The sequence below is a fragment of the Vibrio sp. SCSIO 43136 genome (assembly GCF_023716565.1).
Taxonomy (GTDB): domain Bacteria; phylum Pseudomonadota; class Gammaproteobacteria; order Enterobacterales; family Vibrionaceae; genus Vibrio.
In genome coordinates, this window is the sequence record NZ_CP071849.1 from 184,989 (window position 1) to 210,792 (window position 25,804).

Consider the following 25,804-nt stretch of genomic DNA (forward strand, 5'->3'; position numbering starts at 1 on the left):
CTCCTAAAGCCGTTAAACTATATCAGTAATCAATCGATTTGAGCTTTATATGAACATAATGGCCATCGTCATGGGGTCAGCCGTTTTAGCACTGGTTTTAGTGATTCTCTGGGTCATGACGCTTACAGCAAAAAAGAAACGTGAACTTGCCGAACGTGAAGCGAGGGATGTGGCGTACCGGAAAGCGATTGAAGCGTCTAGAGAACGCGATCTGGCTGAGCGAATCCATAAAGCGGAAACAGGCCATGTGGCCACTCAACTATTTTTGGCCAAAAATGCCGAGCTTTCTAATCCTAAAGAAGCACTTTATTGGTATGAGATGGCTGCAAAAGCAGACAATGAAATCGGTATCCACAGCCTAATTCGTCTGTGTGAAAAGTACGGCAAAGAGCACATATTGCTGCAACACAAAGCCAATTACTGGAAGCATGTACTGAATATGTTGTCTGGCGATAAGCTGGCGCAGTTTGAAGTGGGCCTGTGCTTGATCCTTGGTCGAGGTATAGAGCAAGATAAAGCCCGCGGCGTAGACCTTATTGAAAAAGTTGCTGCCCAAGACATCTTGAAAGCACAGCTTTACTTAGGCGAGTGGTATTTGTCAGAAAAATCGGGGAACCCTGACCCGACCAAAGCATTTCATTGGAATAATATTGCCGTCAAACACAAATCCGTTGAAGCTATGGTGAGAGTGGGTACTCACTATGCACAGGGTATGGGTGTAGAACAAAACGATGTGATTGCAGCCTATTGGCTGGAATCTGCAGCAGAAACGGGTAATGCCAGGGCACAATTTTTGGCTGGTGAGTTTTGGGAGCGCAATACTTCATTAGAAAACGCTCTCTATTTGGCTTATATCTGGTTTTTTCTTTCGGCTCAAAGTGGCTATGAAACGGCGAAAAAGCGTCGCGATAGCATCGCCACTCAGTTAGATATTGCGGTTATTGTTGCGTTGCAGAATATTGCTAAACCCATTTTTACTCGCATGCAGGAAGGTAAAATAAAACCTCTTTCTGTATATCGCGCTTTTAATCGTATGTATAAGCGGGACAGTTACTCGCCGGGTGGTGAAAGCACAAGCAAGCCAGAGGTCAGTATGAGTTTTACCCAGCAAGGCACGATAAGCACGGACTCGGCTTCTACGGAAAAATAATCTTCCAGACAAAAAAATACGGCACAACCTAGGTTGTGCCGTATTTTTTTGTACAGTTATTTCTCTTCAGCTCGACATGCTGCGGCAGTAAATACCACGTCGGTTGAGCTGTTAAGCGCTGTTTCAGCAGAGTCCTGAATCACACCAATGATAAAGCCAACAGCAACCACCTGCATCGCCACATCGTTCGAGATACCAAATAGACCACAAGCCAGAGGAATAAGAAGCAAAGAGCCGCCCGCCACGCCTGAAGCGCCACACGCTGAAACGGCAGAAACAATGCTAAGTAGCAACGCTGTTGCTAAATCAATTTCAATACCCAAGGTGTGCACCGCAGCTAGGGTTAGCACAGTAATAGTAATTGCAGCGCCGCCCATGTTGATGGTTGCACCTAGTGGGATTGAGACTGAGTAAGTGTCCTCATGTAAATCGAGCTTACGACACAGGTTCATATTCACTGGGATATTTGCCGCACTTGAGCGGGTGAAAAACGCTGTAACCCCACTTTCGCGTAGGCATTGGAATACTAACGGGTATGGGTTTTGGCGAGTTTTGAAGTAAACCATCGCAGGGTTGACGACAAGAGCGATGATCGCCATCGAACCTAGTAAAACGGCAAGTAAATGAGCGTAGCCAAACAGGGCGTCAAAGCCTGTGGTTGCAAAGGTAGAAGCAACAAGGCCAAAGATACCGAAAGGCGCCAAGCGAATGATAAAACGCACGATCATTGACACACTATTACTTAGATCACCAAATACTGCTTTGGTCGTATCTGACGCATGGTGCAGGGCGAAACCAAGGCCAACACCCCACGCCAAAATACCTATGTAGTTGGCGTTCATCAGTGCACTGACTGGGTTATCGACCAATTTAAATAGCAAAGTGTGTAAGACTTCCCCGATGCCCTGAGGGGGCGTAGCACCTTCCACACCTGTAACCAGTGTTAGCTGAGTTGGGAACGCAAAACTCATCATTACTGCGGTCAAAGAAGCAAATAGGGTACCGACAAGATAAAGCACAATTACTGGTTTCATATTGGTGTGTTGGTTTTTCTTTTGGTTGGCAATCGATGCTGCAACCAAAATAAATACCAAGATTGGTGCCACGGCTTTAAGCGCACCAACGAAAAGGTTACCAAGTAAAGAAGCACTTTGTGCGGTCTGTGGTGAGATCATCGCAAGGAGAACCCCAAAAAGGATGCCAAAGAGGATCTGATAGATCAGATTCCCGTGTGCAAATCTATGCACAAGCGAAGTTGACGAATTCATATAACTACCTGTAATTCTATAATTTTTGTTTGTTGTGTTCTCAGCTACTAGCATGTTTATGCTGAACTGAGCGGAACAATCATATAGTTTGCAATAAATATGTCTATAAGTTGTTCGATATTTATTTAAATTGACTGCTATTTGTTTAATTTTATGGGTTGTTATGTTGTTTGGTGTGTAAAAGTATTTCAAACATTCTGAGTTGAGGGTTTGAGTGAAGGCTCTAATCTGCAGTTGGCGTTAAATTTCTGATTAATATTGATTTTACTAATTTGGTCGAGCTAGTAAGGAAAAAAACTGCGTGTAAATATGCAAATAGTGTCTATGCTTATAGGCATAAAAACAAAAGATACGTGGAGTTAAAGATGTCTTTCTTTGGCAACGTATTGAACACAAAGGCTAGGCTAGGTCTCTCTTCACAGTTGCTGCTCGGATTGCTTCTGTTGAGTGGGTTATATGCGATTTCCGCTACGGCACTACAGTCGTGGTGGGTGTACCAGCACAACGAAGACAGGGTCGCTTCGGTGATGAAGTCGGTGGATCGCTACTATCTACCCAAAATTCAGCAAAGTTTAGTCGGTGATGATCAATACCAACTTAAGCTCGTTGCAAAAGAGCTACTACAAGAGCCTGATGTCCACACTGTCTACATCAGTACCGGGGCAGAAATTGTCACGACTGTGGGTAAGCAGCTAAGCGCAGAGCGTCCAGCAAAACGTTGGACTTTTGTTGCTGAAACCTATGGTGAACTGCCTAAAACTTACCAATTGTTGGTAGAAATCAACACTGGGATGAGCTGGATAGGCTCTCCGATTCAAATCATTCAAGTGTTTGCTATTCAAATGCTCTGCGCTATGGCATTCGCACTTGGTTTTTATTTCTTGGTGAAATCTCGTCTGATCAATCCCATTCGTATGATTGCTAAACGCATCGGAGATATTGATGCAAGTAACTTACCTAAACCGCTTCATCTACCTCAAAACTGGTACAACGATGAAATGGTAGAGTTTAATGAGCGTTATAGCCGTTCAGTCGAACGCTTGCGCAATACCTATTCTGAATTGTCCCAGCGCTGTTTGGAAGCTGAAGAGGCGAAAAAGCGTAAAAGTGAGTCGATGGCGATGGTGAGCCGCGAGATCAGAACCTCACTTAACGGCATGTATGGTTTGATTACCTTACTTCGAGAAAACCCAAGCCAAGAAGATCTCAAAGAGTATGCTGCATTGCTGCAATCATCAGCGGGCAATCTTCAAGACTTGATCAATGATATTCACGATTTGTCGCAAATAGAAATTGGCGGCTTGGTGCTTTCTAACGGCCCACTCGATATTGCAGACCTAGTATCAGAAGTGGATGCGGCCTTTCGGGGCAGTGCGTCCGAAAAAGAGCTACTTTTTCAATGCACAGTGGATTCAAGTATTAGCCACTTTCTATACGGAGATAAGTCGCGTTTACGTCAAATTTTAAGGATTCTAATCAGTAATGCCATCCGATTTACCGATAACGGTTATGTGCTTTTGGATGTGCAGCATCTCGCCTATGACGATAAATCTGAAACCATTCTTTTCGAAGTAAAAGACAGTGGTATTGGGGTGGATAAAGCTCAGCACGAAAGTATCTTCGATATCGAGGACAGTGCCTCTGCCGTAGATAGCTTTAGTGGTAAAGGCGCAGGTTTGCGCCTGGGTATTTCACGTCAATTAGTTCGCTTGATGGGTGGGGAGCTCTCTTTAGATAGTGAAGCGGGGCTTGGCAGTCATTTCTATTTCACCTTGAAGTTTGACTCTCAGCGAGAAGAGGCTCCGGTGGGTTCTAGTCAATTGGCTGGCCGCAGAGTGCTGATTGTCGATGATAGTGAGTTCAACAATAAAATTACCTCACTGCAGTTATCTAAACTAGGATTGAGAGTAGATACCTGTGAAGACGGCATTGAAGCGGTTAGCATGTTGTGGAATGCCGCCCATGATAGCCAGCCGTATCAACTGGTATTGCTTGACAAAAATATGCCAAGGATGAGTGGCACTGAGCTTGCCGTGCATATGCATGAACAACTCAAAGAGAGCACGCCGCCAATCATGATGGTATCTGCGGAACGTTTAGCGTTAGCGGACTTGAAGAAATTTGGAATTCAAGGTTACTTAATGCGTCCTTATCGTAGCGATGAGTTGGAACGTCTCATTTACCGCTTGCTGAACATTGAACTTGAAACTCAAGAAGATGCTCAGGCTGCAATAGCAGAGGCCGAGTACTCACATGGTGTAAAAGTGCTGCTGGTTGAAGATCAAGTCTCTAATCAGGTCGTGATGAAGAAGATGCTACAACGACTTAACGTCAACGTATCGATTGCAGAAAATGGCCGAATAGCGGTCTCTCGTTGTGCGGTAGAGCATTATGACTTGGTACTAATGGATTGTCAGATGCCGGTGATGGATGGGTTTGAAGCGACTATTTCGATTCGAAAAATGGAAGAGGGCAGTAGCGTTAGAGTGCCAATTGTTGCGTTAACCGCCAATGTGTTAGCCGAAGAGAAGTCGCGCTGTTACGAAGTGGGTATGGATGGGTTTGTGTCTAAACCCGTTAACGTGAGTAAATTATCACAGACTTTACGCAAGCATATCCCTAATTTTGAGTCCTCTACCGAAATGATAAAGAGTCCATTTACCGCCAGTAGTAACATCGAGGTATAAAAAATAGCGCCAAATTTGGCGCTATTTTCTTAAGGCTAGCGTTTAAACATAGCTTAGTGCTTGTGTTTCATGCCTTTCATGATTGGTTTGATTGGCGCATCAAGTACACGTTTATCGCCATTGGCGAACTCTAGCGTAAGTTCGATCTTGTCGCCGTCCTTAAACTCTTTATTTAACTCAAAGAACATGACATGCAAACTACCCGGTTTCAACTCAACGCTGCTGTTGGCTGGGATATCAATGCTCTTAACCGTGCGCATTTTCATCACATCACCCACCTTTACATGATTGTGTAGCTCCACAATACCGGCTGCTGGCGTGCTTGCTGCAACGATAGTACGCACTTTGTCTGAATTATTTTCAATCTGCATAAAGGCGGCACTCGCAGGAGCGCCAGCAGGTACCGCTCTTGCGTAAGCTCCATGAATTTCTAGCTCAGAGTCATGGCTATGATCATGTGCGATAGCGAATGGGCTGGCTATCAGAGTAGAAAGAAGTAAAGTCTTGAATTTCATTAATTATTCCTTGGTGAGTTGTTTTATTGCCTCAACGATGGGTGCTGGATTTAGAGTGTGAGGCACTTTTGTAATGAGCGATCCATCGGGTTTTACAAAGTAGAAATAAGAGCTGTGGTCTATGGTGTATTTCATTGCTGAGTCTTTCAGCTCAGCTTTACGATATATCACGCCATATTGGTCTGCGACCTGTTGGGTGACCTCTGGTGTTCCAGACAACCCCTCCATCTTAGGATGGAAGTAAGCGGCGTAGGTTGATGCGAGTTGAGCATCATCTCTTTCAGGGTCAATAGAGATAAAAACAGGACGTAGTTGCGCAATCGTTTTATCATCTATCTGATTAAGTGCGCCTGCCAGCATGGCTAAGGAAGTTGGGCACACGTCAGCGCAACGAGTAAATCCAAAGTAGATGATGCGAGTTCGTTGATCATTGGTATCAAACAACTCGACCGTCTGACCTTCTTTACCAGTAAAAGTGGCTGAAGCTTGCGCAGTTGATGCAGCTGCGACCTTTTCTTGTTCATCAAAATAGCTGCGTGCGGCAAGGCCAATGACAAAGGCGATGACTAAAACCAGCGACCAATTCTTACTCATCGTTCCATCCTTATGGCAATTTTTAGGTCACCCACCTCGGTAACCCAGTTCATTGAATCTGTTGTGCATACCGGTAGGAGTAATACTCCCTGATATACACCGCTATCTATTTTTTCTAAGGCCACCTTGACTGTACCCATGTCCATTTCGGCACCGACTAAATTTAAGATCACGTTGTCTTGAGTAAGAGCATTACTTGTAACAAAAATTTTGGTCGGCTTAAGAGGCGCCGCCGTATCATGTTCTAACCAAACACGATCATTTTCGGTCTCACATGCTCGGGTACCGACGGTGCAGTATTGTTCGAGGTCTATACTCGGAGCAAGAGTGTCCATCAGTTTTTGAATATCAGGGGCAAAGAATCCGATCCCAATTGCTGCAATTAAGATCGTGGAAACTTTAACAATTTTGGTCGGTGACATCGATGTCCATCAAAACAGTTGGTGTTGTTGCGGACTTTAACAAACCTCGCCCTAGGATTGTACGAGGGGCGACGAAGAATGTGACTCTTGAAGATATATCAGCTAAGCATTGTTTTATTTTTACCCATTTGACGTTTGAACAATGTCAACGGCTGATACATTTAGAAATAGTATTTATGGAAACGAGTCAATCAAACTGTGAGCTAATACCGATAGTCGTTAATTTCAGGTCAGTGTCTCCTTATTTGCCCCACATTCGTCTTGCAGTGTCTTAACGTAAGATATATACCGAATGTAGTACCAGTAGGCACTGGTGAAAGGAGATTGACTTGCAACTAGTCGAAAAAAAATACATGGAAAAAACAGATATTACATTATCGGTCATCGTGCCGTACTTGAATGAAACTGAGGTGTTGCCTGAGCTGCATTCACGTTTAGAAAATGTTCTCGCAGAGCTGCCATTTGATAGCGAAATTGTTTATGTCGATGACGGAAGCAGTGATGGTTCTGCTCAACTTATCGACACTTTTAATGGCGATAGCGTTGCGATACGCAGTTTGGTGTTAAGCCGAAATTTTGGTAAAGAGGCAGCAATGAGCGCAGGGCTCAAATACTGCCGTGGAGAAGCGGTCATCTTGATCGATGCAGACTTGCAAGATCCGCCTGAGCTTATCCCGCAAATGGTTGAGACTTGGCAGCAAGGGTACGATGTGGTCAATATGCAGCGTAGCGAGCGTCAAGGTGAAACCGTGATGAAAAAGGCGTCTGCTGCCGTCTTCTATCGACTGCTTAATGCGTTGGTCAAGAACGCTATTCCCGAGAACGTTGGGGATTTTCGCCTTTTGAGCCGCCGAGTGGTCGATGAGCTTAATGAACTGCCAGAGCGTAATCGATACATGAAAGGTTTATTTGTCTGGCCTGGCTACGACCAAATCACTCTGCCGTATCAAAGAGAGTCAAGAAGTGCCGGTGAGACTAAGTGGAACTACCTTAAGCTATTTGGTTTGGCGGTGGATGGAATTACCTCATTTTCTATTCGCCCTCTTCGCCTTGCGACCTTTGCTGGCTCATTTATCGCATTAAGTGCACTGGTCTACGGTCTATTCATCATCTTCAAAACCCTTATCTTTGGCGAGAGTGTGACTGGTTATCCGTCGATGATGGTCGTTCAGTTAGCTCTTGGGGGCATTCAATTACTCTGCATGGGGCTCTTGGGTGAGTATATTGGGCGGATATTTATTGAGTCGAAAGGGCGACCTTTATATTTGGTTAAGTCGGTCAATGATCGATTTAAACAAGCTCAAACACTCAAGCGTAAAGCAAATCACAAATAGTCGGTTAGGGAGGCGCATTAGCGCCTCTTTTTACGTCTGCTTAGGATGGGGTAATTTGTTGACCACAAAAGGTTTATTTCTCACCAATTGCCATAAAGTAAACCCAATGATCCCGATGATGAATTGGATCAGTCCAAGATTGTGGATCAGGTCTTCTCCGATAACTGACACCAATAGCATTCCGATAGAGCCGCAGATCATGCCAAAGAACTGGATTAATGCGACGGCTGAGCCAGTGTCTTGATCTTGTTGTTCAAGCATTAAGTTGGTCCCCGGGATGCGAGTTGCTACCACCACTAATGTGGCTGGTGCTGATATTAAGCCAAACAGCCACCAATGCGTGTGACCGAGAAATAGCGTCAGTACACCACATCCGATCAGTAGCGTATAAAACAGCGAGACAATATGTCTGATGGATATGCGATTTGATAGCTTCATGTAGAGAGTAGGGCCGAGGGATGCAAACAGGGCATTAAAGGCAAAAGCATAACTAAACTGTTGCTCAGTAAGTCCGAAGCCATCGACGTAAATGTAAGAGCCTGCGGCCAAAAAGGCCATCAGTGCCATAGGAGTAATAGAGAAGATCGAAAGTAATGCTACAAAACGACGGTTTTGCAATACCACACCTAGTCGGGTCCAAGAGCGAGCGATAGTGCCTTGGTAGCGTTCGCCAAGTGTTTCTTTGTACAGACAACCCAGTACTCCTGCAAACAGACCAAATACCGCCAAGGCGACAAACATCATGCGCCAAGAGGTAAACTTGAGCAGCAAGGCACCTATAACGGGAGCGATCATGGGTGCAATGATCACGAGCGAGATAATAGTCGACATGATTTTTTCTCGCTGACGACCATCAAACATGTCTTTCACGACCGCGGTTGCAACCACGGTGACAGCGCTCCCGCCAAATGCTTGCAGTAATCTAGCGCCGATTAACATGTCAATGGTTAACGCCGCAGCGCAAAGAAGGCTGGCGACGATGTATAGGCCAATGCCAGTGAGCATGATGGGTTTGCGGCCGAACTTTTCACTCAAGGGGCCCCAAAACAGCAAGCCGAAAGCGTAGGTTACAAAGTAAACGCTAAGCGTTAAGTTTACCTTTGCTTGGCTGGTATCGAATATATCGACCATCTGTGGCAGGGCAGGTAAGTAGAGATCGGTGGTCAAAGGTGGAAACGCACTGATGATGACGAGAAAAAACAGCGTACCTCGATTTCCCAAGTGGGGTTGGTATTTATTCAATGGGGGCTCCGTATTAGGTGGGATTAGCCTGGATATATTGGTTGACTAAGTCAACTAATATGCTCAAAACAGAGATAATTTGCAAGTCAAAAACAGACACAGATAAGAAGATTTAGTTATAAAATCAGCTTAGAATATGCCATGCTTCTATCTCGCTTAATTATATAAAATCAAAGGGTTATACCAATCCAACTAATTATCAGATCAGTCTAGCTAGTCCATATTTCCTATAGCTGCGTTAGAAATCGTATCCCTAGTCCCTGCTAGGCATAAGATTTCTGCCTTACTATAGAAAATCTGTCCGTCGCTATACAAGGTCACATAATTAGTCGTATTGGTATTAAATATGGGTCAAACGCTATGGGAAAAATAACGATAAAGCCGCTGTACTTTGGTCAAGATGAGAGCTATCTCTCTCAACTATTTGAGTTATTTGAGCAGCAGTGGGGAGAAGTGGACAAAGCTCAAAACAGCGTAGTGGCGCAAAAAATCCCACCACCTATCGCAATATTGGATAACCAAAAGGTAGTCGGTGGTGTGAGTTTTATAGAATATCCGCACCCCAATGGGGCCGATAGCGCCATTTGGATAAATGCACTGTTGGTTTTGCCACAGCATCGCAATCATGGGTTAGCGAAGCAGTTGCTGGAGTATGCAGTGACTTTAGCGAGCTCTTATGGTGAGCAGCGGTTATATGTATATACCGATGTCCCCAATTTTTATCGTAAACAAAACTGGCAAGCGCACCACCAAAACAGTGATGGGAAGCATTGGGTGTTAGAGTATAACTTCGACTAAGGGGGCTACCCTCAAACGCTGGGCATGCGCTAAGGTTGGGTAACCTCTAGTTTTACTTCTGACTCTTTGAGCAAATCTTGTAACTGTTTATCGGGCGCAGCATCAGTGATCACCAGATCCACTTCAGATAGGTTACCCAGTTTTACCATTGCACTGCGTCCAAACTTGGTGTGGTCTACGCCTAGCAGTACACTGCGGCTGTTTTCAATGATAGCGCGCTTAACTCTCACCTCATGATAGTCAAAGTCAAGCAGTGAGCCGTCCCCATCAATGCCACTGATGCCCAAAATGCCAAAATCGAGTCGGAATTGTTCGATAAAGTCCACAGTGGCTTCGCCAGTGACACCACCATCGCGGTTACGGACTTCTCCACCCGCCAGAATGACTTTAAAATCTGGATTGCTCATCAAGATAGTCGCAGCGTTAATGTTGTTGGTCACGATTCGAAGCTGTTGATGGTTTTCTAGTAGTGCTCTGGCAATGGCTTCCGGGGTGGTACCAATATCGATAAACAGAGTTGCACCATCGGGGATATGCTTAACCAAGGTTTTCGCGATCTGTGCCTTTTCAAGAGACGAGTGGTCTTGGCGGCTTTGGTAAGGTGTGTTTTCAGCGCTGGTAATGGTGGAAGCGCCACCATGGCTTCGACGCAATTTGTTGTTTTGAGCAAGATCATTGAGGTCACGGCGAATGGTTTGTGGGCTGACATTAAAATGCTCGACCAGCTCATCAGTACTGATCTGTCCATTAGTTTGAACAAGTTCGATAATGGCTTGCTGACGTTTCGTGATTTTCAACCGACTTTCCTCGCTCATTTGAGCACTATAATGATCTAAGTAATTGATGATAAGTTTGTTTGAGTACCTCGTCTAGACTTTGGATCTCCTTTCACTGGAATATGACTCGGTAGTTTGGAGGCAAATTCTTCAAGATGAGAGTTGACTCACGCAGGGATGAGAAATGTCATAAAGTGAGCGTTCTAACACTTTTGTTGCATTTTGGTTAATAATTACGCTCGAATGTATATACTTTTTCGTCACAAGCTTTCGAATGAAACTAATCTTATAAAAATTCTAGACCATTGTGATGGATCTTGACGCTCTATTGAGGAAAAACCTATGCCGCAGCAGAAATACATCGTTGCACTTGATCAGGGAACGACCAGTTCTCGCGCTGTTATTTTGGACCACGATGCCAACATTGTCAGTGTGACTCAACGTGAGTTTACGCAGATTTATCCTAAAGCAGGCTGGGTAGAACATGACCCATTAGAGATATTTGCTACTCAAAGTTCTACATTGGTGGAAGTTTTGGGTAAAGCCGCCATTCGACCTGATCAAATCAGCGCTATTGGTATCACTAACCAGCGCGAAACCACCATAGTTTGGAATAAAGAAACTGGTAAACCCGTTTATAACGCCATTGTTTGGCAGTGTCGCCGTACAGCAGACATGTGTGAGTCATTGCAACAACAAGGGTTAGAAGAGTATATCCGAGAGACCACGGGTTTGGTGTTAGATCCTTATTTTTCGGGCACTAAAGTCAAGTGGATTCTCGATAATGTAGAGGGAGCTCGTGAAGACGCTGAAGCGGGCAAACTGCTATTTGGTACCGTAGATACTTGGCTCGTTTGGAAAATGACCCAAGGCCGAGTGCACGTGACGGACTACACCAATGCGTCCCGAACCATGTTGTTTAATATCAACACCCTACAATGGGATGCTCGACTGCTGGAAGAGTTAGGCATTCCACTGTCGATGATGCCAGAAGTAAAGTCGTCCTCTGAAGTGTATGGGCAAACCAACATCGGTGGTAAAGGCGGGACGCGAATCCCAATCGCAGGGATTGCGGGCGATCAACAAGCTGCACTTTATGGTCATATGTGTGTAAACCCCGGTCAAGCGAAGAACACCTATGGCACGGGCTGTTTTCTGCTTATGAATACGGGCAAAGAGAAAGTGAGCTCGAAAAGTGGTCTGCTGACCACCTTGGCATGCGGTGCCAATGGTGAGCCGAACTACGCCCTAGAAGGCGCTGTGTTTATGGGGGGGGCTTCGATTCAATGGCTTCGAGATGAAATGAAACTATTAGATGATGCAAAAGACTCGGAATATTTTGCGACCAAAGTAGATTCATCGAATGGTGTCTATGTCGTGCCTGCGTTTACAGGACTCGGTGCGCCTTATTGGGATGCTTACGCCAGAGGCACTATCGTCGGTCTTACCCGAGGCGTGAACTCAAATCATATTATCCGCGCCACCTTGGAAAGCATTGCCTACCAAACTCGTGATGTCATTGATGCGATGGAAGAAGATTCCGGCATTCACCTAGATGCGCTTCGTGTTGACGGTGGGGCGGTAGCAAATAATTTCCTCATGCAGTTCCAGGCCGATGTTCTGGACACACCGGTGCTTCGCCCGCAGTTGACGGAGGTAACGGCATTGGGCGCTGCTTACCTTGCGGGGCTTGCAGTGGGGTACTGGGACAGTTTGGATGAGGTGAAAGATAAAACCGATATCGATCGTAGCTTCCCCCCCCATCACGATGAAGAGAAGCGCCAACGTCGCTATAAAGGTTGGAAAAAAGCCGTGCGTTGTGCGCAAGCTTGGGCGGAACTCAACCATGAAGAAGCTGAGGACTAATATCGCAAAAGGCTCATTATTATAGTGGTGGTATTTTAGTCTGCTTCAAACCTTATTGGTGGTATTTATCACTGCCCTGTAAAATCAAAGCGGGAGCCTAGGCTCCCGCTTTGTCATTTATTAGTTAAATAGTTTGAAAAACGTTCAAAAACCACTTGAGCGGTCATTGGCAAAGGCGCATAATTGCGCTGTTCAATAATTCAGCGGAGAATCATTATGAACCCAGCGCAAAGCAACCTAACTTACCGCACAGTAGTGACAGCTCGCGAGCTTGCGGTTTACGGCCTTCCAGTATTATTTATGGCTATTGCTCATATCTTCTACTAATTTGCCAAATTTAGCGCCCAAGTGCCAAGGCACAAGGATGGGCCGTTACTTCTTCTCTGCGACCTTTTCTAAACCCCAAACCAAGCCCACACCAACCAACATCATTACTAGTGCAAACAACCATTGTGAAGGTTGGCCCGTTAATGCCTCGAACTCGAACGGTGTTAGATTAGATTGAACCAGTGGAACTTCTTCACCCTTCGAATTGATACGCCAGCTGATGGTCTCTTTCCATGGCCAGATCTTAGGTAGAGTGCCCAGCATTAAGCCTGTCAAAAAGGCCAGGGTAAAGTCTCGGAATCGCTTAAGTAGCCACGACAGTACGTGAGAAAAGCTAAGCAAACCCACACCACAACCGATAGCAAAAAGTGCTAAAACGTCGATTTGTAAGCCTTTCGCTGCCGCCAGAACGGGTGCATACATGCCGAGTAGAAGCAAAATGAAGCTGCCAGAAATCCCTGGGAGAATCATGGCACAGATTGCAATGGCACCAGCAATAAATACATTGAGCTTTGTATCTGCCATTTCGATAGGGCTCAGTACGGTAATACTGTAAGCGAAAGCAACACCAAGCACGAAGAACACAGCTGTCGCCAGATTGCGTTTTTCCACCTGCTTAAGCACGTGTACGACAGAAATCATGATCAACCCGAAGAAGAATGACCAAGTTGGAATAGGGTGTTCGACCAGCAGCCATGAAATCAGTTTTGCCAGTGTCAGGATGCTTGAAATGATGCCACCAAACAGGGTGATCAAAAATAGGCCATTGATGTGCTCAAATGCGGCTTTGAAACCTTGTTGTTTCCAGATCCCAAGCAGAGAAGGGTTGATACGACGAATGCTTTCAAGAAGTGTGTCGTATATACCAGTGATAAATGCGATGGTTCCACCAGACACACCCGGTACGACGTCGGCAGCGCCCATGGCGACACCTTTGAAAAAAGTTTGCAAATGCTTCATTAGTGCTTGTTATGCTATCAAAAAAGAGGTGGTGCGATTATGACGCATTAACAGAGCTTCGAACAGGGAGAGTTTAAATAATTGTCCCCTATAGATTGGTGAGAACAATATTTTTATTGATGGGCAAAAAAGTTGGCACGGTAGATGCATTATTACTAGTGACCCTTTAAAGCCGAGGGTCACCTAGCCAACTGACGTTGTTAGTGAACCATTTGTTCACATATTTATTTCAGCCAACTGCTCTTGTAGCCGTTGGCTTTTTTTTGTCAAAAATTCACCAAACTTATATTAAGTGATTGAATATTATGCGTGTTGATTATTATGTGAACACTATTGGCTAGAAACAGTTTGCTTAAGAATGATTATTTAGCTCAATTAATCACCGCTGAACAATTATTGACCCCTTAGTCAACTTGATTCACATTTTGCGCCGTGTTGCAAAATGCAATTGCAAAATGCAAATATAGGTGTGGTTTTATTCATTTTTCTGCAAAACGAAAATGAGTTCAGCAGCAATATAAATAGATCTGTATCGAAAATTTGTATAAAAATAAACCAGTTAAAAAGTAGTGTGTCAATTATGTGCTAGGTCCACATGCCCTAGTCAAAAAAGCCAATTGAAGGCCCGAGAGAGTTGCTGTTTCGCCTGGCTTTCAATGACGATGCCATTGCTGGCAATAATTCTGTCAAATGGCCAGGTCATGACCTGTTGAATCCCCGCTCTGAAGATGGCTGGATTATCGATAGACAAGCGGTCTTTGATTGGGTATTTAAGGTGGTTACGAGCGCCTTCTAAGTGAGCGAAGATGCGTTGAAATTTGGGTAGGTGAGACTGAGCACCAATAACAAAGTCTGGCAAGATCAGAGTCTGACTTATTGGATCGCAAAATAGTGTTTTTCTTGGTTGGGTTAAGCCCGAGATGGTGGTCTGCAATAGTTCGCCTTTCCACAGTTCAAAACTTTGATTACTGAGGGCAGCATCGAAGTTGAGATCAGTGCGTTTTTGTACCACCGTAGGCGTAGCGATGAAATATGCCTGTGGGTAGGCTAGCCACCAGTCTGAAAGATGTTGATGCTGATTCGGACTGGGAGCAACAACAGTGGCAATGTTACCCAGTTCACTAAGTGCTAATTGCAGTTGAGTGGTGAGCTCTACCGGTGAAATGATCACAAGTTCTGACGCATGTAGGCGGATGATGACCATCCGTTGTAAGCGGGTACTGATGCCAGTGCCTTGGTAGGCGTCGTAGTACCATAGTCGTTCTGGCGTCCATTGCTTTAACATCTTTAGTCCATAGAAAAAGTGCCGCAACAAGTGCGGCACGTTAAGTTTAGAAGCCCATCAACTTCAACAAATTTTCAGCCGTTTCAATCGCTTCTTTACGGTTAGCTATATTGAGCTTCTGGTAAAGGTTACGAATGTGCGTTTTGATGGTTGTACCGGCAACATCGAGCTCTTGTGCGATTTGCTCGTTACTGAAGCCTGAGTAGATCAGCCCAAGCACTTGCCACTCTCGCTGTGTAAGCGGACTGGTACGAATGAGCTCCGGTACGTTCGGGTGATTGACAAGTTTCTCTACAAAGTTCTCATCGAAATGCACCGAGCGTGAACGCTGCTTGCAAGAAATATCTTTAAGTAGTTGCTGAGCTCGGTGACGTTCAAGATCGCCAAGCCCCGGCTTACTCATCAACCTTTCTAGTACTTCCTCAATACCTGCTCCGTCAATTAAGAAGTTACCTATCATGCCAGTTTGGTTGGTTAAGGTAAGTGCTTCTTTTAATGACTGCTCCGCTTGATTCATCTCATTGAGTTTGGCTGCCAATATAGTTTCAACAATCAAGTTTCGGTTTTGGTCTGTCACCAAATTGTGCTCAATCGCAGCCAGTTGCAGTTTATCAAGTGTTTTTACTGCATCATCATAGCGGCCCAAACTGATGTATGCGCGCGCAATGTTTCTAAGTTGAAGCTGAGTAAAGTGGTTAGTCGGGCTTTGTGGTATTGGTGTCGACTCTAACCACTGCTCGATCTCGATGGTTTCGCCACGGCTTTGCCAGTACAGGATCAAAGAGAGCGAAGCATTTGCATGCCAATCTAGGTGGTCATTAAATTGCTGCATCAAATGCTGTATCTGTTGAATAAAGCGTGCGGCTTTATCAATTTCACCACGGCCAATCGCAATACGTGCCAGCATGGAGTAGCTATGTAGGTGTTTGCTTGGGTTGTCAGAACCCATCACATCGATGCCTTTGTAAGCACAATCTTCTGCTTCTTCAAGACGATTCCAGCACCACAATACTTGGGCGCGTAGGCGTAGCAGGAACTCATGCAGTGGAAGTTGGTGCAGCTTGTGTTCCTCGACGAGTTTGAAGGCACTATCTTGAATTTCAAATGCCGCTTGAACAAACCCTTGGGCAATGAGGATTTCACTCTGCTGCAAAAGCGCCCACAGCACTTGAGGAATGATGTGGTACTGGCGAGCCAGCTTCTCGGTTTGCTGCATCAGTGGTAGAGCACGATCGAGATGACCGAGTACGTGATTCACCTCACCGACGACAGACGTAGCGACAATACGACTGCGGTAAGTGGTCGAATTGATTTGCTCAAGTGCAAGCTCTGCCAACTCCAACGCTTTTTCAGGTTGGTTTTGGTTAATCGCAACCTGTGCCAACAGTGCGTTGATTTGGCCTTTATCATCTGAAGTTAGCTTGATATTGCGGGACTGCATCTCCTTCTCAGCGAGTGCGAGCATATCGCCAACGTCATTGTATCTGTGTTGACTTTGCGCCAGCCAAGCACGCAGCAGTGGCAATTTTGGCGAGGCGTACAGCTGATCTTGGGTCAGTGATTGAATGGCTTTCTCAACCTGCACCAATTCGCCTCGGTTAAACAGTTGCCAGCCATAATCACCCAATATACCTGCGACCAAATCACCATTTTTCGATTTAAGTGCATGACTCAGGGCTTGGTTAGGGTTGCCCTGATGCAACCAGGCTTTAGAGGCGGCTTGGTGAAGATGCTCTTCCTGATTTGGGATGCGCGCTTGGCGCTCATGAGACAAGAACTCACCGAACAGGTTATGGAAGCGATACCAGTTTTGTTCCCCTTCAAGCGGATAAATGAAGAGACCAAAACGGTTAAGAGACTCAATCATACTCAGTGCGTCATCGCGGTGAGTCAGTTGTGCGACCAATTCGTCATTGAAAATGTCGAGCACCGAGCACTGCATGAGGAAGTTACGCGTTTCACTGTCGAGCAGATCAAATACTTCTTCGACTAGGTATTCCCACAAATGTGCATGATTGAATTGGGAAACCGACTCGGCAGATTGAACCAAAGTACGTTTCTGGTGCTGCGCTTGCAGGGCAAATAGCTGCAGTGCTGACGGCCAACCTTCAACATAGCTTCTTAGCGTGTTGGCTGTATGGTCATCGATACCATCGGATACACGTTGATTAAAGAAGCGGGTAGTCTCTTCATTATCAAAGGCCAGCGATTCGTTATCAACCTCGATCATTAGGTCGCGAACGCGCAGGTTTGCAGTGCCAAGTGGTGGTGTTGCTCGTGTCGTGACAACCACGGTCAGGTAATCAGGCATGTGTTTCAAAAAGAATCGCATACCTTCGTGGATTTCATCGTTGTTAACCAAATGATAGTCATCGAGTACAACAAAGCATTCTTTGTGATATTCACTCAGTTCAACAAAAAGCTCGCTAAACAAGCTCGTAATAGACGAGAACTGACGCTTCTCTGCCAATGCTTGGGCATTAGGGCAGGCGTTTTGAGTCGCTTTATTGAGTGCTTGCACAAAGTAGTTGGCGAAACGAAACGTGTCATTGTCGTTTTCATCCAAGCTTAGCCAGCCGACGTTCATTTTGTCCGCAAGCCATTGTGCCGCCATAGTGGTTTTACCGTAACCGGCAGGTGAACGAAACAGCACCAATTTGTAGCAAGGTGCTTGTTGCAGCAAGTCCAATACGCGCGGACGCAAGATTGCGTTATGCAAACGACCCGGGCGTGTAAGTTTAGAAGGAATCCACATTATTGAACCATTCTTAATTGTTATGTCATGTCCGTTAGCTCTGATACTACTTGGCACATTGAGCTGCAAACAATGATCGATCTCTTAATTGTGGGTATGTAATGTGACTTACTCCTGTTTACGCCCCTGTTTTGTGAGGTCTGTCACTAATAGCGTTGATTAAAAGCTATTCATTGTTGATCTTTGCACACGATATGCTGATTTTTAACTGTGCTAAACGGATTTCATATCTTTTCGTCGTATTGATTTTGGAGGCGAATGTGATCTGAGCAGCATTATTGATGATGAGAGAGAAATAGTGGTCAGTGCACGAAATAAGCAGACCCTTGAGCTTGTTGAGTGCGGTTGTGAGTTAAGTCACTGAGTTAGGTCTCAAAACGGACCCATTTTGTGAACTAACTCATCAATGGGAGGGGGGTAAGCCCTCTACGCCCTATCTTCTCCTCCTACTCCTGCGTGCAATCAGGAGGATGTTTTGGCAACCACCTAGATGCACGATATAGCGTAAATGGATTACACCTTAATAGTGAGATTTCAACATGAAGCCTACAGAGCAAAAAAAGTTCGATAAAGAGCATTTTAAGAGTGCGGTAAAGCAGCATCTTGCGTCAACATACGCTAAGACAGAAGAAACTGCTACTCCACGTGCATGGTACCTAGCAATGGGGCGTGCACTTGCTGAACTATCAACTTTCGATCTTCTAGAAACGGAAAACGACCCAAAAATCAAAAATGCTAAGAGCGTAAACTACCTATCTCTTGAGTTCTTGATCGGTCGCCTAACAGGTAACAACCTGATCAGCATGGGTCTTTACGAGCAAATCACTGATGCAATGGCTGAGCTTGGTCAAAACCTGACTGACCTTCTAGAAGAAGAGCGTGACCCTTCACTAGGTAACGGTGGTCTAGGTCGTCTAGCAGCATGTTTCATGGATTCATGTGCAGCGCAAGAATTCCCAACTATCGGTTACGGCCTGCATTACGAATATGGTCTATTCAAGCAATCATTTGAAGAAGGTCGTCAGAAAGAAGCACCAGATGCATGGTGTGGTGTAGAAGGTTACCCTTGGGAAGTTGCTCGTCCTCAGCTTGCTCAAGAGATCGGTTTCTACGGTCACGTTGAAGTAGTGAACGAGAACGGCAAAGAAGTTCGCAAGTGGGTTCCAGGTATGACAGTTAAGGCGATGCCTTGGGATCTACCAATCGTGGGTTACGAATCAAACACGGTTTACCCGCTACGTCTTTGGGAATGTCAAGCAATCGCACCATTCTCTCTAGAGAGCTTCAACAACGGTGACTACTTCGAAGCACAGCACGGTCTAATCGATGCGGGTAACATCACTAAAGTACTTTACCCGAACGACAACCATGAGAAAGGCAAAACTCTTCGCCTAATGCAGCAGTACTTCCACTCAGCAGCTTCAGTACGCGATATTCTACGTCGTCACGAAGAAGCAGGCTTCACTCTAGCTGATCTACCTAAGCAAGAGACTATCCAGCTTAACGATACGCACCCAACTATCGCGATTCCTGAGCTAATGCGCATCCTTATTGATGAGAAAGGTCTGTCTTGGGATGAGGCGTGGGAAATCAGTGCAAACACGTTTGCCTACACTAACCACACTCTACTACCAGAAGCACTAGAGACATGGCCAGAGTCGCTAATCCAGCGTCTACTTCCTCGTCACATGGAAATCATCTTCGAAATCAACCACCGCTTCCTACAAGAAGTCCGTGCAATGTGGCCTGGTGATGGTGAGAAACAAGCTAAGCTGTCTATCATCGAAGAAGGTTTCAACCGCATGGTTCGCATGGCTAACCTATGTGTAATCGGTTCTTACGCAGTAAACGGCGTAGCGGCACTTCACTCTGAGCTAGTTAAGAAAGATCTATTCCCAGAGTTCCACGAAATGTACCCAACTCGTCTACATAACGTAACGAACGGTATTACTCCACGTCGTTGGTTGAAATTCTGTAACCCAGGTCTATCTAAGCTAATCACTGACAAGGTGGGCAGCGAGTGGCCAGCAAAACTTGAGCAACTTGAAGGTGTAGCTAAGTATGCAACAGACGCGAAATTCCAAAAGGAGTTCATGGCTGTTAAGAAGCAAAACAAACAGCGTCTTGCTGATTGGGTTAAAGAGAACATGGGTATCGAGCTAGATACTAACGCTATCTTTGATGTGATGATCAAGCGTCTGCATGAGTACAAGCGTCAGCACCTAGATCTGCTGCACATCTTGTCTCTATACCACCGCATCATCAACGAGCCAAACTTCGAGTGTACTCCACGCGTATGTTTCTTTGGTTCTAAAGCGGCGCCAGGTTACCACCTAGCGAAAGAGATCATCTTCGCTATCAACAAGATCGCTGACAAGATCAACAACGACCCACGCGTTGGCGACAAACTGAAAGTGGTATTCATCCCTGACTACCGTGTGAGCATGGCGGAAATGCTGATCCCAGCAGCTGACGTTTCTCAACAAATCTCGCTAGCGGGTAAAGAAGCATCGGGTACTGGTAACATGAAGATGGCTCTTAACGGCGCTCTAACTATCGGTACGATGGATGGTGCAAACGTTGAGATCCGCGAAGAAGTAGGCGACGAAAACATCTACATCTTCGGCCTAGATGTTGAAGGTGTTCAAGCGCTTAAAGCACAAGGTTACAACCCGTACGATTACTACCATGCTGACCACCTACTGAAAGCGTCACTAGACCTACTTCTAACTGACGAGTTTACTCCAGGCGAACCAGGTAAGCTACGTGCAACCTTCGATAGCCTATTAGACGGTGGTGACCCATACCTAGTACTAGCAGACTTTGCTTCTTACGTGAAAGCGCACGAAGACATGGGTGCTCAGTACCGTGACCAAGCAGGCTGGGCTAAGAAAGCTATCCTGAACACTGCACTGGTTGGTAAGTTCAGTTCTGACCGTAGTATTCGTGACTACGTGAATAACATCTGGAAACTAGAAGCAGTAAACCGTTAATTCCATTATTTACACCCTACTAGAAGGCGGGCAGTGGCCCGCCTTCGGAGAGAGCGATGAAACAACAATCAGTATTAAAACAAGTCGCTGAGATGGCTCGTATTACCGACAGCTACGTCAGCGCATGGGGCGACGAAGCCTCCGTGTCGGATGAAACCATTCGTTATTTGCTAACCGCACTTGGCTACGATACTTCTAATGATGAAGCCTTGTTAAAGTCAGCTGAGAAGAAGCACAAGAAAGACGTGCTGCCTCCAGTGTTGGTACTGCGTGATAATCAACCAGTACATATCCCACTGCACTTAGGCACTTCAGCTCGTGAGAGTGAGTTCAGTTGGCGTTTAGAAACCGAACAAGGGGAAGTTCTAGAAGGCTATCTTCAATCACAGATCGTTAAGGATGATCGTGAGCAGGGTGGCGCTTTGGTATTTTCTCTGCCGGAAAACCTAGGCTGGGGTTACCACAAACTGATTGTAACTCGTAAGCGTCGCAAAACGCCTTATGAGATGACGCTAGTGATTACGCCACAAGCGTGTTACAAGCAAGATGCTCTTGAGTCGGGCAAAAAACTTTGGGGTCCAAGTGTTCAGCTATATACGCTACGCACAAGCCACAACTGGGGTATCGGTGATTTTGGTGATCTGAAGCAGCTAGTGAGCGACATTGCAGCGCGCGGTGGTGACTTTATCGGTCTTAACCCAATTCACTCTTTATTCCCTGCTAACCCAGAAGGTGCGAGCCCATACAGCCCGTCTTCTCGTCGTTGGCTAAATATCCTTTACATTGATGTAAGCTCTGTTGCTGAGTTTGCATTGAGCTCAGAGGCGCAAAAACTGGTTGGCAGCAACGAGTTCCAACAGCGTCTACAAAAAGCCCGTGATTCTCATTGGGTGAACTACAGTGAAGTGTCGGCGCTTAAGATGAGCGTGCTACCCCTACTGTACAAAGAATTTAAACTGCGCCAGCTAGACAAAAACAGCTCTCGCGCTGGTGAGTTCCTTGCTTTTGTTGAAGAAGGCGGCGATAGCCTACTGCAACAAGCGACGTTTGATGCATTACATGCAAGCCTTCGTGCAGAAGACGAAAATGTTTGGGGCTGGCCTGTATTCCCTGAAGAGTACCGTACATTTGATAGCCCTGCGGTGAAGAAGTTTATCGCGTCAAACCAAGACGAAGTAAACCTGTACTTGTACCTTCAATGGCTGGCTGATGGTCAAATTAAAGAAGCGCAAGTATTGGCGGAAGAGAAAGGCATGAGCCTTGGTCTTTACCGTGACCTTGCGGTAGGTGTTGCTGATTCAGGTTCTGAAACTTGGGCCGACACTGGCGAGCTATGTCGCGATCTTAGCATTGGTGCTCCACCAGATATCCTTGGTCCTCTGGGGCAAAACTGGGGTCTACCGCCGCTAAACCCACAGAAGCTTGAAGAGACGGCGTTCCGTCCATACATCGAACTGCTTCGTGCCAATATGAAGCACTGTGGTGCATTGCGTATTGACCACGTTTTAGGTCTTTTACGTCTATGGTTAATCCCGAAAGGCAAAGATGCAACGGAAGGGGCGTACATCTACTACCCAGTAGAAGAGATGCTAGCCATCCTTGCACTTGAGTCGCACCGTTACCAGTGTTCTGTCATTGGTGAAGATTTGGGTACCGTACCAGATGAAATCGTGGCTCCACTTGCTGATGGTGGTGTGCATTCTTACAAAGTGTTCTTCTTCGAAACCGCAGAAGATGGTGGTTACTTCTCACCGAAACACTATGCTGCGCAATCAATGACGGCTCTGTGTACTCACGATATGCCAACCTTACGTGGCTTCTGGCATTGTGATGACCTTAAGATGGGTAAAGACCTAGGTCTGTACCCAGATGAAGAGCAGCTTCAAGGTTTGTTTGATGATCGCCTTAAGAGCAAGCAGAAGATCCTAGATAGCGTTGCTGGACATGGCAACCTACCAGAAGGTATCGGTCGAGATGCAGCGCTGGTTCCTATGGATAAGTACTTGAGCGAAGCATTCCACGTTCATGTGGCAGCGGGCTCAAGTGCGCTTCTCAGTGTTCAGCTTGAAGACTGGTTGGAAATGGAAAAACCAGTCAACATTCCAGGCACGGTCGATGAGTATCCAAACTGGAGACGTAAACTCTCTATGAACTTGGATCAAATCTTCTCTAATCCAGATGTGAACCATATCGCAAAACGATTGACAGAAGTTCGAGCGAAAGCCGGCGAATAAGTTAAATCAGCCTCGACCCTTGGGTCGAGGCTGATTACTTTTAAGCGAGAAACATTTTTATAACATTAACGTTTGATTTGTAAGAACATCGCACTATGCAATGCCTTTCAGTTTAAGCAATCCGTGATAGACTGTTACCGCTTTATCGCATGCTGTTTAAATCGCAAACCTTATGTTTACGATTTAATGTCCAGCGATCTACTCAAAAGATACTAGGCTCGCCTCTCGCCGCGAGCTATTGCAGGGAAACGCCGCATTCACCGCAAAGGGAATGACAGGCAATAAAATATGTCAGGGGATCAGGCATTGACTAAAACAACTACACCAAAGAACGCCTTTGCCCAGCTGTCGCAAGCTGCTTTTGCGGACCCATTTTCGTTTTTAGGCCCTTTCTGCCAAGAGGAAGGTAAGTCGCTACGAGTATGGATGCCGGGAGCAGATGACGTACAGTTGGTGCTAGAGAACAACCAACGCAAAGCGTTAGAAAAGACCGAGGATGGTGGCTTCATCCTATATGGTGATGACGATTTGCGTTTTACTCACTATAAGTTAGCGGTTAATTGGGCCGGCACGGAACAGATCATTGATGACCCGTACCAGTACCATGCACTTTATGCTGAGTATGAAGATCTTCACACCCCTGTTTCTATGTACCACCACCTTGGCGCACAATTTGTGTCTATTGAACGTGGTGGCGAGCAAGTTTCAGGAACTCGATTCCTAGTTTATGCACCACATGCTAGTGCAGTTAGTCTGATTGGTGAGTTCAACCAATGGGATGGCCGCCGCACCCCGATGCAGCGTCTTGACTACGGTATCTGGGGCATCTTTATGCCTGAGTTGCCAGAAGGCACTCAATATAAGTTTGAGCTGAAAGGGCCAAACGGTGAATCGCTTCCTCATAAGCAAGATCCGTGGGGTTTCCATTCTGAACAGTACCCATCGTTTGCGTCACTCACATACGACCATACTCGCTACCAGTGGCAAGATGAGCAATGGCAAAATCGTGAGGTGACAGAAAAACGTAAACAAGCGCTTTCGTTCTATGAATTGCACGCAGGCTCTTGGCGTCGTGGTGAGGACAATGAGTTCCTTAACTACCGTGAACTGGCGGAAGAATTGGTTCCATACTTGGTCGAAATGGGGTACACCCATGTTGAACTGATGCCAGTATCAGAGCATCCGTTTTACGGCAGTTGGGGCTACCAGCCGATCGGTTTGTTTGCTCCTACCAGTCGTTACGGCTCGCCAGATGACTTCAAATATTTTGTCGATAAATGTCACCAAGCAGGTCTAGGTGTTGTACTAGATTGGGTACCAGCGCACTTCCCATCAGATAGCCATGGTTTGGCAAACTTTGATGGCACTCCGCTGTTCCATGATCCAGATCCTCGCCGCGGTTGGCACCAAGACTGGAACTCGTACATTTACGACATGGGTCGTGAACACGTTCGTCGTTTCTTGGTATCTAATGCATTGTACTGGTTCGAGCAATTCCACATCGACGGTATCCGAGTCGATGCTGTGGCTTCAATGCTCTACCTAGATTACTCGCGTAGTCATGACCAGTGGATCCCGAATATCGATGGCGGTCGTGAAAACTACGATGCGATCGCAACGCTTAAGTGGATGAACGAGGAAGTCTATAAACACTTCCCGAATGCGATGACCATTGCTGAAGAGTCGACTGCATTCCCGGGCGTGTCGGCACCGACCTTTATGGGCGGCTTAGGCTTTGGTTTCAAATGGAATATGGGTTGGATGCACGATAGCTTGTCTTACATCCAAGAGGACCCAATTCATCGTAAATACCACCATGACACCATCACCTTCCCGCTTGTGTATGCACACAGTGAAAACTACGTGTTGTCGCTATCACACGATGAAGTGGTTTACGGTAAGCGTTCTATCCATAACAAGATGCCTGGTGATGAATGGCAGCAAACGGCAAATATGCGAGCTTACTTAGGTTACATGTACGCACAGCCGGGCAAGAAGCTAAACTTCATGGGCGCAGAATTTGGTCAAACAGGCGAGTGGGACCACGATACTCAGTTGCAATGGTTCTTGCTTGATTTTGAACGCCATCAGGGCATCCATAAGCTAACTAAGGATCTCAACTTCTTGTATCGCAATGAGCCTGCACTTCACGACCAAGATAGTGAACCTGCGGGTTACGAGTGGCGACTTCAAGATGAGCGTGAAGCAAGTATTCTTGCTCATGAACGTATCAGTGAAAATGGTGAGCGAGTATTGGTTATCACCAACTTTACACCAGTACCTCACGAGCGTTTCCGTCTGGGCGTGCCAAACGAAGGTAACTACCAGTTGCTACTCAACACAGATGCTGACGCATACAACGGCAGTGGCTTTGAGGTTAAAGAGCAGGTTGTAACAGAAGCGGTGGAAAGCGAAGGGCTTGCACAGTCACTGAGCTTGCGCCTACCGCCATTGGCAACTGTGTTCTACAAGTTAAGCTAATTGGCTAACAACTTAGATTAAACCGGCTGAAAGGCCGGTTTTTTTATGCAAGTGTAAATCGATAATTGTGATTGGAAATAATTTGAACATGCAACTTGAGCGGCATATGTAAAACTT

Annotated in this window: 17 protein-coding genes; 8 read left to right on the plus strand and 9 right to left on the minus strand. The window is 45.9% G+C overall.

Annotated elements, in window-relative coordinates; translation table 11 throughout:
* Nucleotides 1-49 precede the first annotated feature (49 nt).
* Nucleotides 50-1,150 carry a tetratricopeptide repeat protein gene (locus tag J4N39_RS15675; RefSeq protein ID WP_252025619.1) on the plus strand — a complete coding sequence of 367 codons (1,101 nt, stop codon included), beginning with the start codon at nt 50-52 and terminating at the stop codon, nt 1,148-1,150.
* A 56-nt stretch (nt 1,151-1,206) separates the two neighbouring features.
* Here J4N39_RS15675 and sstT read toward each other — a convergent pair whose 3' ends face one another.
* The gene (gene sstT / locus J4N39_RS15680) at nt 1,207-2,418 is read right to left on the minus strand and encodes a serine/threonine transporter SstT (protein ID WP_252025621.1); all 1,212 of its coding nucleotides are present in this window, start codon (nt 2,416-2,418) and stop codon (nt 1,207-1,209) included.
* A 365-nt stretch (nt 2,419-2,783) separates the two neighbouring features.
* Between sstT and J4N39_RS15685 the strand changes: the two genes are divergently transcribed.
* A complete protein-coding gene (locus J4N39_RS15685; RefSeq protein ID WP_252025623.1) occupies nt 2,784-5,105 on the plus strand; it encodes a response regulator in 2,322 nt (773 codons plus the stop codon).
* A gap of 53 nt (nt 5,106-5,158) precedes the next feature.
* On the opposite strand, the gene J4N39_RS15690 is transcribed toward J4N39_RS15685, so the two are convergent.
* The 3 genes from J4N39_RS15690 to J4N39_RS15700 are packed head-to-tail and all read right to left on the minus strand — an operon-like array spanning nt 5,159 to nt 6,636.
* Nucleotides 5,159-5,620, minus strand: coding sequence for a copper chaperone PCu(A)C (locus J4N39_RS15690; protein WP_252025625.1), 462 nt, complete (start codon nt 5,618-5,620; stop codon nt 5,159-5,161).
* Between the two features lie 3 nt (nt 5,621-5,623).
* Nucleotides 5,624-6,214, minus strand: coding sequence for an SCO family protein (locus J4N39_RS15695; RefSeq protein WP_252025627.1), 591 nt, complete (start codon nt 6,212-6,214; stop codon nt 5,624-5,626).
* On the minus strand, nt 6,211-6,636 hold the full coding sequence (locus tag J4N39_RS15700) for a hypothetical protein (RefSeq protein ID WP_252025629.1): 426 nt from the start codon (nt 6,634-6,636) through the stop codon (nt 6,211-6,213). Before J4N39_RS15700 ends, J4N39_RS15695 begins: the two co-directional genes overlap by 4 nt.
* Nucleotides 6,637-6,989: 353 nt before the next feature.
* Here J4N39_RS15700 and J4N39_RS15705 point away from each other — a divergent pair, with 353 nt between their 5' ends.
* Entirely contained in the window at nt 6,990-7,970 is a 981-nt protein-coding gene (locus J4N39_RS15705; RefSeq protein WP_252026922.1) for a glycosyltransferase family 2 protein, read from the plus strand.
* 30 nt (nt 7,971-8,000) lie between these two features.
* On the opposite strand, the gene J4N39_RS15710 is transcribed toward J4N39_RS15705, so the two are convergent.
* Nucleotides 8,001-9,212 carry a multidrug effflux MFS transporter gene (locus tag J4N39_RS15710; RefSeq protein ID WP_252025631.1) on the minus strand — a complete coding sequence of 404 codons (1,212 nt, stop codon included), beginning with the start codon at nt 9,210-9,212 and terminating at the stop codon, nt 8,001-8,003.
* Nucleotides 9,213-9,572: 360 nt separating this feature from the next.
* Here J4N39_RS15710 and J4N39_RS15715 point away from each other — a divergent pair, with 360 nt between their 5' ends.
* Nucleotides 9,573-10,010 (plus strand): GNAT family N-acetyltransferase, encoded by a 438-nt coding sequence (locus tag J4N39_RS15715; protein ID WP_252025633.1) that lies wholly within the window; start codon nt 9,573-9,575, stop codon nt 10,008-10,010.
* 29 nt (nt 10,011-10,039) lie between these two features.
* Here the strand turns inward: J4N39_RS15715 and J4N39_RS15720 are convergent, their stop codons facing one another.
* Complete coding sequence (locus J4N39_RS15720) at nt 10,040-10,807, minus strand: DeoR/GlpR family transcriptional regulator (protein WP_252025635.1); 768 nt, start codon at nt 10,805-10,807, stop codon at nt 10,040-10,042.
* Nucleotides 10,808-11,128: 321 nt separating this feature from the next.
* Between J4N39_RS15720 and glpK the strand changes: the two genes are divergently transcribed.
* Nucleotides 11,129-12,652, plus strand: coding sequence for a glycerol kinase GlpK (gene glpK, locus J4N39_RS15725; RefSeq protein WP_252025637.1), 1,524 nt, complete (start codon nt 11,129-11,131; stop codon nt 12,650-12,652).
* Between the two features lie 372 nt (nt 12,653-13,024).
* Here glpK and J4N39_RS15730 read toward each other — a convergent pair whose 3' ends face one another.
* The 3 genes from J4N39_RS15730 to malT form a co-directional block, all read right to left on the minus strand.
* Nucleotides 13,025-13,939 (minus strand): polyprenyl-phosphate transporter, encoded by a 915-nt coding sequence (locus J4N39_RS15730; RefSeq protein WP_252025639.1) that lies wholly within the window; start codon nt 13,937-13,939, stop codon nt 13,025-13,027.
* A gap of 604 nt (nt 13,940-14,543) precedes the next feature.
* Nucleotides 14,544-15,224: a hypothetical protein gene (locus J4N39_RS15735; protein WP_252025641.1), complete on the minus strand. Its 681-nt coding sequence runs from the start codon at nt 15,222-15,224 to the stop codon at nt 14,544-14,546.
* Nucleotides 15,225-15,270: 46 nt separating this feature from the next.
* Nucleotides 15,271-17,979 (minus strand): HTH-type transcriptional regulator MalT, encoded by a 2,709-nt coding sequence (malT, locus tag J4N39_RS15740; RefSeq protein ID WP_252025643.1) that lies wholly within the window; start codon nt 17,977-17,979, stop codon nt 15,271-15,273.
* Nucleotides 17,980-18,518: 539 nt separating this feature from the next.
* On the opposite strand from malT, the gene J4N39_RS15745 reads away from it, so the two are divergent.
* The 3 genes from J4N39_RS15745 (at nt 18,519) to glgB (ending at nt 25,687) form a co-directional block, all read left to right on the plus strand.
* Complete coding sequence (locus J4N39_RS15745; RefSeq protein WP_252025645.1) at nt 18,519-20,972, plus strand: glycogen/starch/alpha-glucan phosphorylase; 2,454 nt, start codon at nt 18,519-18,521, stop codon at nt 20,970-20,972.
* Nucleotides 20,973-21,028: 56 nt separating this feature from the next.
* On the plus strand, nt 21,029-23,206 hold the full coding sequence (gene malQ, locus J4N39_RS15750) for a 4-alpha-glucanotransferase (protein ID WP_252025647.1): 2,178 nt from the start codon (nt 21,029-21,031) through the stop codon (nt 23,204-23,206).
* A 306-nt stretch (nt 23,207-23,512) separates the two neighbouring features.
* Complete coding sequence (gene glgB, locus J4N39_RS15755; protein WP_252025649.1) at nt 23,513-25,687, plus strand: 1,4-alpha-glucan branching protein GlgB; 2,175 nt, start codon at nt 23,513-23,515, stop codon at nt 25,685-25,687.
* Nucleotides 25,688-25,804 lie beyond the last annotated feature (117 nt).